Source organism: Mucilaginibacter sp. P2_D11 (genome assembly GCF_056404435.1).
Genome location: NZ_JBFUEA010000029.1, coordinates 1 through 13,296, shown reverse-complemented (window position 1 = coordinate 13,296; position 13,296 = coordinate 1). Strand labels below are relative to the sequence as shown.

Below are 13,296 nucleotides of genomic sequence, written 5' to 3'. Positions count from 1 at the left end.
GTTTGCACGCTGACCGTCTCCTACTATATATAATATACAAACTCTCCTGTTACCTCAAGGAATTGATGTAGCCTGCAATCTTATATGCTTCATCTTTTGTTACTTGCGGCATCGGCGGCATCTCGGTTGAGTAGCCCGGCCAGTGCTGCGGCTGTGGGTTATGTATCAGTGAGTATATCGTTGCGGCGGAATACTTGCGTTTGGCAATCTCCACAAATGGCGGGCCTATCTGCCTTTTGGTTGGGTTATGGCAGGATAAGCAGGTATTTTTGGTAAGCAAGCCTTCCACCTCTTTATAGGTAGGTGCTTTAACGCTGGTGGTTTTTAATGTTGCAGGAGCGCCTTTTACCGGTGTTGCTGCCTTTTTAGTTGTTGGTGCAGTAACGGGTGCTAATGCAGAGTTTTTGGTGCTCACATCGCTCATCGAAAGTTTATCACCATCAGGTATCTGGTTGAGGGTGTAGTAAGCTACCGGGTGTACCAGCGAGTAGAAACCGGTTGCCGACCTGATACCATCCAGCGTGAGGGTGTGGATATAGTACTGGCGCAGATTCTGTACAATGATGCGCGCCTTTAAACCATCGGCAGAAACTTTCACGCCCGATATCTTCATTTTTTGGACGTTTACCGGCGGCGAGCCATAAACCGGGTGGTATTTGTAGATGAAGCTTTCGGCATTGTAAGATGCCAGGTCCTCGGCCGATTTACGGTCCACAGGCGAGGTAAACTCTACCTCGAAACCATCGGGCATTGCCCTTACGGCTTTCATCTCGAAAGGTGTTTTGTTGTTATATACCAATCGCTCCAGGCCCTCGTTGGCATCGCCTGCCGAGCCCCAGCCACGGTTGGTTTCGCCTACGAACAGCGAGCCATCGGTACCCCATTCCAGCCTAAGCACGCCCGAGCGGAAGCCCTTACGGAATAGGAAGGCCGCGCCTTGCTCCTGCCCTTTTACGGTCTCCAGGAATATACGCGAGATGATGCTCATCCCCTGGTCGCCTGCCAAAATCTGACCGGCAAAGGGACCGAAGGTGTTAGCCGGTATCTTCACCGGTTCTGATGAAGAGATACCCAAAATACCATATGGCAGCCAAACCGAAGGCAATTTCAGTTCGGGGAACACCTTTTTCATATCGAATAGGGTCTTGAACTCTTCGTTCACCCTGTTCTCCGGCTTGATGTAATGGCCCTGAGCATCCTTTATACGGCGTTCGTTTATCTGCGAGTAGAAAAAATCAGACTGTAATTTAACCGGCGAGTTTGGCAGGCTGGTCCACCGTAAGCTGGCGGGGTGACCCATAAAATCGCCTTTGTTTATTTTCCATAAACCGCCCGATCCAACCCAGTCGCCCTGGTTCTCGGTATAATATAAGGTACTATCTATAGCGCCTATACCTGCAGGCGAGCGGAAACCCGCCGCCCATGGCGTCATTTTGCCACCTTCGGTAATATTCATGGCCCAGCCACGCATCGGTACGCGGCTCTCGGCACGCCACCATTCCTCATCGCCGAAGGCCACGTTGGCCGTCACCATAAAGGTACCGTCCTTCATAATCTTAGGGCCAAAGCTGTACTCGTGATAGTGCCCGCTCAAAGGCCAGGCGTAAACGGTTTCATATACGTCGGCTTTGCCATCCTGGTCTTTGTCTACCAGTTTTGTCAGTTCGCCGCGCTGCGCCACGTATAGCGCGCCGTTTTTATAGGCAATGCCCAATATCTCGTGCAAGCCGTACGCAAACCTGCGCCAGTAGGGTTTTGCACTGGTAGGGTTCTCTACCACGTACACCTCTCCCCTCCGGGTGCTAAGGGCCAAATCGCCGTTGGGCAGAGTGACCAAACCGCCTACTTCCAGTATCGGGCCCTCGGGTACGCGTACCTTGCTAATCTTGAAAAAATCTTCCTCTTTGGGCGTTTCCTGGGCAAATGCTGTTGTAATGCTTAAGCTTATTGCCAGTGCCAGTATCGTTTTAAATGTATATTTCATTGCAAAAAGGCTTAAAATAAGATGGTATAATTCAACTTGCTGCCAATGGCTACTATCAGTTCTTTCTTGCCGTCGGCATCCCTTATTACAGGTTTCGCGCTGCCATCGGCAAGCTGCAGGTAGTAGGCTTTATCGCCTACCAGGTACAGGCCGTTGCCCAGGTCCTCTATGTTGCTATCCTTTGCCAGCAAAAAGTACAGGCCCTCCGCGGGTGTCTCCAGGCTAATTGTCCTGCTGATGCCCTTGCCGTCTGCCGTAATCTTCAAATCATCGGTAACCAGGTTGCCGTAGATGCGGTATTTAAATGCCGGCCTTTCCTCGCTATCCAACACGTAGCCCTTGGTAAAGAAACCTGTGCCTGCGGTATCGGCCACCCATTTATCCTGCGCGTTTGCCAGTTTAGCTATGGCCAATACGGGTTTCGCGGTAAAATGCGTAACGCTGCCTAAAGCAAGCGATGTGCCGTTGCCGCGTCCATCGAACATCGGCGTAGCGTCTATGAAATCGCCGTGCCATCCCTGCAGCAGGGTGCCATTATCCAGATCGTAGCTGTACGCGGTTTTCTCCGGCCCGCCTACCGATATCGCGTGTACAGAACGTACGTTGCCGATATCTACAAAGCTGCGTAGCATGTTGTTGCTTGTCGCGTGGATGTATATAGGGTCGGGTTTGTCGTCCTGACCGATTTTCGGGATCTCTGTTAGCGGCCTGATAGAGATATTCTTGAATGCTACCGAGCCGTGGTCGCCCTGCAGGCGCAACGGACCTACCGCTTTCTCAGGACCAGCAGCGCCACGGGTTGCGCCAAACAACTCTACGTTTTCGTGTATTGCCACCCCGTTCAGCACTATGCTGATGATTTTTGCGTTAGCGGTCTTTTTCCCGGCGGCATCGAATTTTGGCGCCTGAAAGATAATTTTGATATGCTGCCATAAGCCAGGTGCTTTGCTGGTGTTCTGACGTGGGGCAACGCCGCCGTAGCCTTTATCGGCTTCGGGTTTGCTATCGTCCCAACGCTGGTAAATGCCACCGTTGTTGTGCGATGTAGCGTTACGCAGGCCCCAGGCATCGTCTATCTGTATTTCGTAGTTGCCTTGCAGGTAAATGCCCGAGTTGGCGCCTTTGGCTGTAAGGTAGTCTAGTTCAACAGCAACATCGCCATATTCGTTGATGGTGTAAAGGTCGGCACCGGCTTTTTTTTCGGTAGACTGGTTAACCAGTATGCCATCGCCTTTGGCAGTCTTTAAAACGTTTTCGGCATTCAGATCGGCAAATACGTTGCCCGCTACCGACCAGGAGGCCGCCGGGTTTTTAAAGGCAGATAAATCTTTTAGATTTACCTGCTGGCCTGCGCATAGCAATGTACCGCAAAACCAGAACGTAGCCGCAAGGCCCGCCTTCGAAAAGTTAAGGTTCATGTATATTTATTAAATGTTGTTTCGTTTTTTCGCCTGCCGGGATAGATACCGTGCGGCGCTGGTAACAGTGCGAAGATATAAATACTACCCGAAAATATAAGGCTCCGACATTATTATTTCAATATTGCTAAAACGATTTTTAAAGGTGTAAACTATATTGCTATAAATCTACTATCAATAGGGTATTTACTTTGCCGAAATCAAACCAAAGCGGGCTGTTTAAATAGCCACGTGGTCGTGTCCGCGTTGCGAGTGGACTCATCCCCCGCCCCTTCTCCCCCGCCGGTTCAAGCGTCCCGTGGCCGTTGCACAACTCGACCAAGAGGAAGCGGATAGTATTTTATGGGTATTTGAGCCGCTGAGATTAGGATATAGGCGAAACATGCCTTCGTTGATTTTTGAATATCCAAACCTCAGAGAGTTGGTCGGCATTTTTTTGAACTTAATGATCTACTCCATTAGTTGTGCAACAGCCACGCCCCGCTTGAATCAAAGCAAATGTAAGCGTCCCGCTTACAGCAACACTTTTGCAATGTCAGAAAACATTTGCATATTACCATGCAGCGCCACACCTTGACGATGTTAGCAGGATGCCGGCTGATAGGTGGGTTCGGCACAAGATTAATAATGTGGCAGCGGAGAGCCTGAAAAATCCGCTAAAAAACATTTCGTTACGTCAGCGGGACGCTGACATGTGTGTAGGGTCAGTGATATACACATAGGCGATGTAGGTGATTTTATTGTCGGCAATACAAGTGTCGGCGCGACTATTTATTTTGCAGCAAGACTTCTTTATCAAGTAACACACAAATACAATGTTAAGTATTTATTATAAAATCTGGGTTGATGCGATAGTATTTGAACAGACAAAAAATGGACAAAGAAGGAATTGGAAAATCTATACTCTTTTGCCAATGTCAATGTTTCAATCTATAAATTTATTGACGATTTTTTTTGTGGTTAGCGGTTTAACTAATAAGGATATACCGATTTTTCTTGAAATATCGATTTTTCCTGCTAAGTATATGAATTCATTTTTATCGTTTTCAATTAGTCTATATTTTCCTTTTATTCTTCTGAACTATTTTCTAATATTCAGTAATCATAAATATGAATATTTATTAAAAAAATACAAATATCACAATGGAAAATTCTATACGTCATATTTTTTACTGACAATTGGCATTTTTATCATTCCAATAATTATTGGAATAATTCTCGGGAAATAGTACCCCCCCGCTTGACCCAAAGCAAATATAAGCGTCCCGCTTACAGCAACTCTTTTGCAATGTCAGGGAACATTCGCTATTTATTACCATGCAACACAACGCCTCAACCGACGAACTTTAATCGTCACCCTAACTTTAATAGATTGGATAGCAGCTCCGGTTCGTGGGTTCGGCACATAAGTACCGTTATAGCAGCGCGAGCCCTGAAAGTTCGCTACAGATTATTTGGTGATGTTGGCAGGGTGCCGGCTGGTAAGTGGGTTTCGGCACAAGATTAATGATATAGCAGCCGAGAGCCTGGGAAAAAACATTTCGTTACGTCAGCGGGACGCAGACATATGTATAGGTTCAAGCGAGACGCTTAAACCGGCGAGAGCCCTGCGCCACGAGGACATTAACGCCCGGCGTATCCGCCCTGCAAGCTGCCGCAGGGTCCTTTTTCAAAGAGACCCTGCGGAAACTCCAAAAACAAGTTCAGGATGACGTCTGTAATGTTTCGAACATGGTTGATTTAAGGTATTGTCGCCCCCACTCAATTCCCAAAATCCAGCCACAGCGTTCCGTTTACCGGCTTGCCATCGGCATGATATTTCTGGCTTTGCGGCCCCATTACTTCGGCTTGCTGAAATTTGGTACCTATGGGGCTTATCGCTTTTAAAAAGCCGATGCTGCCTGCCGGGAATTTGGGTTCAACAGGGTCACCTTTCGGCGGGTCTTTTTCCCGTGCGGGGCGCAGCATCTGCAGATACGTATCCTTATCGTTGGTATAAACCGTAAAAGGCGATTGCTTATTTTCGATGGTTACCCAGTTTACCTCGGCATGGTAGCCTTTAAACTCGGGATAGCCCGGCGTTTCGCCCGTGACAGCATTGTTATATGCCTTGTGCCATACGCCGAATTGCTGGCCTTTCAGCCTGTTTTTCCAAACACGGTAAGGGCCGCGACCCAGCCATTTCATGCCGGTAATCTTTTCTTCGGGATAATTGAAGGTGATGCCCATGAAGTCCACGTCGCCCTGCTGCGTATATTGGTATTCGAGTTTGGCGGGATGGCCAGCGCTGAAAGTCCATTTTATGTGTAGCGACGCATCACCCTGATAGTCTGCCTCAATGATGTATCCTTTGTTATCGGCCCTGCCGGCAAACTGTTTTAAGCTTGTATTTACGCCCGCCAAAACCGGCCCGCCCGATAAGGAAACCGTGCCCGAAGGCTTCAGCACCTTTTGCAGATAGCCGGTGGTTTTGCTGAAGTAGTAGCTGATGCTGCCACTCTTTACGACGAGTACGCTATCGGTTTCGGTGGCCGATACGGCATTTACCGCCAATGGCTTAGCGAGCATAGGCGCAGCAGGCGCATGGATGGCCCAGCTCCAGGTAAATATTTCCTTTTTATCGGGCCCGTATGCGGTCAGATATAAGGCATCTTGTTTTTGCCAGCCCGCAGGCAGGCTTAAACTAATCAGGCCCTTTTGGCCGGGCTTTAAATTAGGCACGGCTGGGATGCCCGACGCGATTACCTGTGCTGTAGTATTAGCTGCTTTAGCCGATGGCAATTTCACCAGCTTCCATTTAAAAGTACATTGATTAAAATTGGTGAAAGCGTAGCGGTTCTCCACCGGTATCTTTCCATTGAAACCGCCATCGATTGGCAGCGGGTTGATATACACCGGCGACCATATCTCTTTAATGGTGTAAAAGCTCGCTTCCTTTTCGCGGTGCGGGCCAACGATGCCGTCCGGCGCGTGGTTACCGTCAGAATCGTACGCGCCGTTTTTATCGGTACGGATGATGGCTTCATCAAGGAAAGCCCAGATGAAACCGCCCCCACCGTGCGGATGCTTCATTATCGCCCCCCAGAAATCGTCGAGTGCTGCCCCCGCCCCACCATCGTACAGCGCGTGCATAAATTCCGTCGGGAAAAACACTTCCTTACCATTTGCTGCGGCATTTAACATGTAATTATAATCGGGGTAATGCTTGGTATCGGTGCCGTTGAATTTTTCCCAGGGATGCAATACGGTGCGTTTCTGCGGATCGTACAGGGCGTAGTCGTTATCCAGCCCACGGTTCCAACCGCCCTCGTTGCCGTTATCCCAAAAGATAATAGAGGGGTGGTTAACATCGCGCAGCACCAGTTCTTTCACCAGCTTATGGCCAACAATGGTATCGTATTTGGCCTGCCAGCCGGTAAGCTCGTCAAGCACATAGAGGCCCAGCGAATCGCATACGTCGAGAAATTCATGGTCGGGCGGGTAGTGCGACATACGCACCGCGTTCATGTTCATCTCCTTCATCAGCCGGGCATCTAACAGGTGGATGGCCTTGCTCAGCGTGCGCCCGCTTTCGGGCCAAAAGCTATGGCGGTTGCTGCCTTTTATAATCACCCTGGCTCCGTTTACGTAAAGCCCATCGTTAACCCTTACCTCCACCGTACGGAAGCCGAATTTCTGTTTGATGCGATGGATTATGCCACCTTTACTTTGGATGCTCAGCACCACCTGGTATAAATTGGGGAACTCCGCGCTCCATAACAAAGGTTTATTAAAGCTGCCTTTTAGCTGGATACTATCAACACCAGTAATGGCATTTACCGATATGGGCTTCCCTACGTTTTGGCCTTTAAGGGTTTGCACCTGCGCCGTAATCGTTTCATCGCCTTTTAAATTGCGGGCGAAGGCATTCAGCAGGAACGAGCCATCGGCTTTGGCGTCAATAGAGGTGCGGGCGATGAACCGTTCGGGCACTATCTCCAGGTAAACCGGCCGGTAAATGCCGCCCAATACCCAAAAATCGCTGTTGCGGCGCTCGGCATCATTCACTGACGAATTTGCGGAAGTTTTATCTACCGTAACTTCCAACAGGTTTTTGCCCGTAGGTTTAAGCAAACTTGTAATATCATATTTAAAGCGATAAAAAGCACCCTGGTGGATGGGGCCGGCAAGTTGACCGTTTATGGTCACTTTGGTATCCGTCATCGAGCCCTCGAAAACGATGAACACCTTTTTACCCGTAAAACCAACCGAAGGAAATTCATATTTATACAGGCCCTGCTCATTCGCTTTTACCTTATCATGCCCATAATTATACGTACCGAAGCCCTGCTGCTCCCAGTTGGAGGGCACGGGTATCCTTGTCCAGTTGCCGCTTTTGCGGCCACCTGTGCAGTAAAAATCCCATGCTATGGTATGGTCCTTATCGGTACCGGAGAGGTATTTGATAACCGTTTCCTGCGAAAAGGCGTTGAGGCATACAGTAAGCAATATAAATTGCAGCAATATTTTTTTCATATAGGTATTGGCCGTAGCGGTTTTAATGGAATTAGCGCAAGATAAATCAGTCGCTCCCAATTAAGTAAATGAACATCAAATTAAAACTACGCAATCGTTGCCACAATACATTGCACACTGACTGTGAATCCAAAATGCGGGTTTTCATAGGACGGTAACCATCCGTCTAATTTAATCAAAATCGATTGGAAAAATTATGCAAAAACGGCTATATTTGCGCCCCACCCAGGAGAGGTGTCAGAGTGATCGAATGTGCCTGATTCGAAATCAGGTGTACTGTTACAGGTACCGGGGGTTTGAATCCCTCCCTCTCCGCAATTTATATATCAAACGATTCAAAAAGAGGCTGTATCATAAATCATGATCAGCCGCTTTTTTGTTTTTAGGAAAGTTTGATATCCACTTTTTTTCCTGTTTTAGCAGCAAGGAATATTGCATCAATAATCTTCATATCTTTTACCCCTTCTTCGCCATCTACCGGTACAACTGGTCTCTTGTCATCAAATATGATGCCCGCGAATTCGTCCATTTGTACGGTTTGGTGGGTGGTAACAGGTTGGGTAAGTTCGCCTTTATGGGTACGCCCCTGTATGGGGCCATAGCTTGTGGAAGGCTGCATTTCCGCGAAGCCTTTGTCGCCGTCGAGGAAAAAACGGTCGAGGTTGTTCATGTTATAGGTTGACAGGCACGATGCTACAGCGCCGCTCGGAAAGCCAAACTGGAACTGAATGGTTTCATCAACGCCTTCTTTAAATTTCCCGTGATCGGTTTTAGTTTCCTGGGCGGTAACCCATATCGGCTCCTCGCCGGTCATATAACGCGAACCGTTAATGGCGTAAATGCCAATATCCATCATAGCGCCGCCGCCGGCCAGCTGCTTATTTAATCGCCATTGAGTAGGGTCGCCGATGGTAAAGCCGCATTGCCCCTGAAAAAATTTGATCTTGCCAAACTCACCGGCTTGCCTCATCCGGATAACCTCCAGCGTTTTGGGTTCAAAGTGCATACGGTAACCAACCAACAGCTTTATACCTGCCTTTTTACAGGCATCAACCATTTCCTGCCCCTGCTGGGCATTTACCGACATTGGTTTTTCGCATATGGCGTGTTTGCCGGCTTTGGCTACACGTATTACCTGATCGTGATGCAAGCCATTGGGAGTTATTACATATACCGCGTCAATATCCGGGTTGTTTTTAATGTTATCAAAGTTTTCATAATTGTAACAGTTCTTCTCGGCGATACCATATTTGCTTTGCCAGGCTTTAACTTTTGATGGCGTGCCACTTATTACACCAACCAGTTTTGCTTTTGTACATGATTGCATGGCTTCGGCAACACGGGTACCATAGCTGCCAAGTCCCATAATAGCTACACGCAGTACTTTGCCATCATAAGTTTTTTCGTTGTTGTCTGTGCTGTTTGCCCACCCCGAAAGCGGTGCCAGGTGTAGGGCCAAAGCCGATACACCCAATTTTTGTAAAAAATTCCGACGTGAATTCATAGCTAAGTTTTTTGGTTTTGAATGTAATCTACACATTTCTTCAGGAATACTTAATTTCCGGTAATATTTTTTGTAATGTGTTGTAAAACGAACGTTCTTTTTATCAAAACCGAACAATTAAATCGGGGAATTTGTTTATAAGCAATTGATTTTTAATTGTTTAAATATATATGAAATCGGTTTTAGTTTGTTTGGCGCACACCTGTCCACTGCAATGCGTAAACAACCAGAAGCAGCAAGAATATCAAGGCCGTGCACGCTGAAAGCAGCTGCACGCTTGTAGCGTTGACGTTCTTGCTGCGGTGCTATCTTAATACCCTCTGATAGTACCGTAAACTCCGTATGATTGATCTCTAATGTCATACAGTGGGCGGAGTGAGTAAATTCTCCCCGCATCAGCTAAATGAAATAGGTTGTTATCGGATACTGACAGGTTTTTCAAGATCTCTTCCTTTGTTCCTTTTAAAATAACCTCAGATGCGGTTTCAAATGCCAGGAGATTGGGGCCGTAAAATATGGCCACTACTTTTGGATCATCAGGCATAGCCTTGATATAAAAATTGTAGTGGAAAATCAGTTTTACTTTTTCATTGTTCTTCCATTTACGATTTATACTGTAATAGGATGAAGGCGAAACATTTGCATCCAGCTTTTGGCCATTGACGTATATATCTACTTTTCCTGCCCAGGCGGGAATTAAAAAGTTAAGATTAAAAACCACCTCTTTCTTTGCTGAAACAGTAAATTCTACCGTGGAGTCTGCGGGGAAATTGCCTTGTTGCTCTAATACTATACCTTTTTCAATCCATGCAACTTTGGAGGGAATGTACAGGTTGACCCACAAATCAGAATGGCCATGAAAATAAATTCCTGAATTTAATAAAGCAAATGCCTCTATGCTGGTGCCGTTGCAGCAGCGAAAATCATTCTCTTTTAAAAAAGCCTTAACTCTGGGAGAACCAAGCGGTAAATGATAAACATTAGCTCCTGTGTGGGAATTTTGTGTTGGCAACACTGCATTGTAAAATGTATTCATGTACTCGTTAGCATAGATCGGATTGGCTGTCCATGAAAAAAGCGTTGAAGTGAGTTTCTGCGTATTGTGTGATACACATGATTCTGCAATCTCATTTGTCATCGTATTGCTAAGATGGTCGGGCACGCCCCAATGTTCTGCAGTGAGCGATGTGGGTGTGACAACATTAGGCCGTGGCCCGCTGCTTGATCCGTTTGCGTAGGCGTGATGGTTAATAAGCATATCCCAGAAATTCACTACAGCATCATGGTATAAATTTTCCTGCGTAATGGAATATCGCTGAGCAAATCCATTGACCAATACTAAATGTGTATTGGAGTGCAACCCATTCAAAATATCTTCGTTCTTTGACAGAGGAACGGCAAACCAATCACGGTCGAATATTTTCGCTAGTGCCAGATGCTTAGGGTCTTTTGAAATTTTATAGAGTTTATATAAAACATCGTTCATTGCACCGGCTTCGTTTGCAGGATTCGCCCCTGGGGTGTAAAGTACCTTTTCAATGGTTTCCTTATCAAGCCTGGACATTCTGTTATTGACATAAGCCGCCATTTCTACGACCATCCCATATGCCTTTTTGTTTTTGGTACGTACAAAAACATCCAGCAGCCCCTGCATTATCTTGTGATAAGTGTAATACGGTGCCCATACACCACCATACTTTTTTTCCAGTGTGTCAAATTCGCTTTCCGGAAATGCGCTTAAGTAACCGTTGCCCAAAGCTTGCTGGCATTTGTATAATTCATCTACCATGTAACTAAGCCGCCTGCTTAATAATGTATCCTGATACTTTTCTACCAATAACGAAACGGCGGAAAGATAGTGGCCGGTGAAATGTCCTCTCAATCCAATATCCGGGGCTTCCCAGCCTTCAAGAGGCTTGGCGTTAGAGGGCAGTTTTGCATTTACCCTAAAATTGTGCAATAACCTGTCGGGGTCAAGAGATTTAACATACCTTGTGTTCAAGTCTTCCCTTTGTTTTATCCATGACGGTTTTAATACAACCGAAACATCAGGGAAGGGCTGCGCTTTCCCGATGGCATTATTGACCTCCTGGCCAAATGTTTTTAAATAACCAAAAATGCATAATGTTACAACCGCTAATAATCTAATTTTCATCGCGAATTTTTAATTTGTTTTATAGGACAAATCAGCACCAATGAAGTGTCGCGTCTTCTAAGCATAATAACGGCAAGGTATATTTTTCTTTTTTTGCTCTTGTTAATTTAACAGACTTTATTTCCCCTGGGAAATGGAATCTGTTAAATGAAAAAAGTCAAAGTCTGCCGCCCCGCCTATGTTTTTCGTAGCATAATTAAACAAAGCAAAACGATAGCCCATAAAATGCGGGAAGGTATAGGCCATTTTTAATTGCGTGCCCAATGGTATCCACGTCTTCCCGTCAAGGCTGTAAAAAAAATCTGCCACGTCTTTTCTATTCGTAAAATTGCATTCCGCCTTAAAGTAAACTACCTTTTGGTTTAGGGGGATCTTTTGTGCTTCTTCGGGTTTTCCGGTGCTTGCATTGATCATTACGATAGCTTTGCTATCCCCTGTTATTTTTACGCCGGCCAACCCGTAATTTTTTTGCAGAAGGCCCAAACCCGCAAAATCGCCGTCTTTCATTTTAGAAATATCGAGCGAAACTGCACCGGAGCATACCGGGCCGATAGTGCGTTGTGTTAATGAATTTCGTGCCATCAGGAAATTGGTGTCGATCCTGCCGGTGCTGAGCCGTAAATACCCTTTACGCGCGGTAACAGACCACAAGCTATTATCCGGGTTATGGTTCCATTGCCAAACCGGTGGTAATGCCCGTTCGCGTTTTTTACGGGTAAAATCGTCTGAAGCGACGATGCCCGGGATCAAACCTTTACCGGCCGGCAGGTCGAGTGTATCGGTCACTTTGCCGTTAATGCCCAAAACGGGCCACCCATCCACCCACTTTACGGGTACCAAATAAGGAATGCGGCCCACCGAGCCATAATCGCGGAACAAGTAAGAATACCAGGCCCCATTTGGCGCCTGGACCAATCCTCCTTGCGCCACACCCAGATCCTGGAGGCCGATGCGTCCTTCGTAAGGGCCGGTGATCTTATCTGCCCGGTGTATGGTAACAGTGCGTACGTGGCCCGGTGGCCAGGTAATATTGAAAAGATAATATTTGCTGTTTATCTTAAACAACTGAGAGCCCTCCGGACCGAGGCCGGTGCCGCCCGAAGGCGAGTTTGCTTTTTCAATGATAATCTGGTCCGTCCCGCCTGGCATTGTGCCGGAAAGGTCACCCTTTAACTCAACCAGCCTTAGATCTCCGCTCCCGCCAATCATATACGCTTTTCCGTCATCATCAAAAAACAAGGAGTGGTCGCCCAGGTTGGGGGCAAATGACCTGGCTTTCCACGGACCTTTTTCGATATTTTTAGTACTGTAAATGTGCGTTTTATTGGTATTTGCAGAAAATGTGCTTACATAATAGGTGCCATTATGGAAACGGATTGAACTTGCCCAGGAACCCTCCCCATACATGTTTTTGCCATTGGTGAGGTTTGTTGCGTCAACATTTGCTAAAGTATCGTATGCATAACCCACCGTCTTCCAGGTTACCAGGTCGTTCGACTTCATGATCGGTACACCGGGGCTCATGTGCATGGTTGTGCTGCTCATGTAATAGCTATTGCCCACACGTTCTATCGATATGTCCGGTACATCTGCATAAATGATGGGGTTGGTGGCTTTTTGTGCATATAAATTAGGCACTATAAGGGTAATAATTAAGGCCGTCAGCCATAACCTGTAAATCGTACTTCTCATATCGACATCTGCTTTTCTGTCCTGGTAC

6 protein-coding genes and 1 tRNA gene are annotated in these 13,296 nt (G+C 46.8%); 1 reads left to right on the top strand and 6 read right to left on the bottom strand.

From position 1 onward, the window contains the following. Positions 1-49: 49 nt before the first annotated feature. The 3 genes from AC1DXC_RS26320 to AC1DXC_RS26310 form a co-directional block, all read right to left on the bottom strand. Complete coding sequence (locus AC1DXC_RS26320; protein WP_477462161.1) at positions 50-1,984, bottom strand: hypothetical protein; 1,935 nt, start codon at positions 1,982-1,984, stop codon at positions 50-52. Between the two features lie 11 nt (positions 1,985-1,995). Beyond that, a complete protein-coding gene (locus AC1DXC_RS26315) occupies positions 1,996-3,402 on the bottom strand; it encodes a 3-keto-disaccharide hydrolase (RefSeq protein ID WP_477462160.1) in 1,407 nt (468 codons plus the stop codon). A gap of 1,761 nt (positions 3,403-5,163) precedes the next feature. Beyond that, the gene (locus tag AC1DXC_RS26310; RefSeq protein WP_477462159.1) at positions 5,164-7,917 is read right to left on the bottom strand and encodes a glycoside hydrolase family 2 protein; all 2,754 of its coding nucleotides are present in this window, start codon (positions 7,915-7,917) and stop codon (positions 5,164-5,166) included. 228 nt (positions 7,918-8,145) lie between these two features. Here AC1DXC_RS26310 and AC1DXC_RS26305 point away from each other — a divergent pair. Next, positions 8,146-8,232 (top strand) — tRNA-Ser (locus AC1DXC_RS26305). A 67-nt stretch (positions 8,233-8,299) separates the two neighbouring features. On the opposite strand, the gene AC1DXC_RS26300 is transcribed toward AC1DXC_RS26305, so the two are convergent. The 3 genes from AC1DXC_RS26300 to AC1DXC_RS26290 form a co-directional block, all read right to left on the bottom strand. Beyond that, a complete protein-coding gene (locus AC1DXC_RS26300; protein WP_477462158.1) occupies positions 8,300-9,421 on the bottom strand; it encodes a Gfo/Idh/MocA family protein in 1,122 nt (373 codons plus the stop codon). A gap of 310 nt (positions 9,422-9,731) precedes the next feature. Beyond that, a complete protein-coding gene (locus AC1DXC_RS26295; RefSeq protein ID WP_477462157.1) occupies positions 9,732-11,576 on the bottom strand; it encodes a beta-L-arabinofuranosidase domain-containing protein in 1,845 nt (614 codons plus the stop codon). 117 nt (positions 11,577-11,693) lie between these two features. After that, a partial coding sequence (locus AC1DXC_RS26290) for a glycoside hydrolase family 43 protein (protein ID WP_477462156.1) occupies positions 11,694-13,296 on the bottom strand: 1,603 nt, incomplete at its 5' end.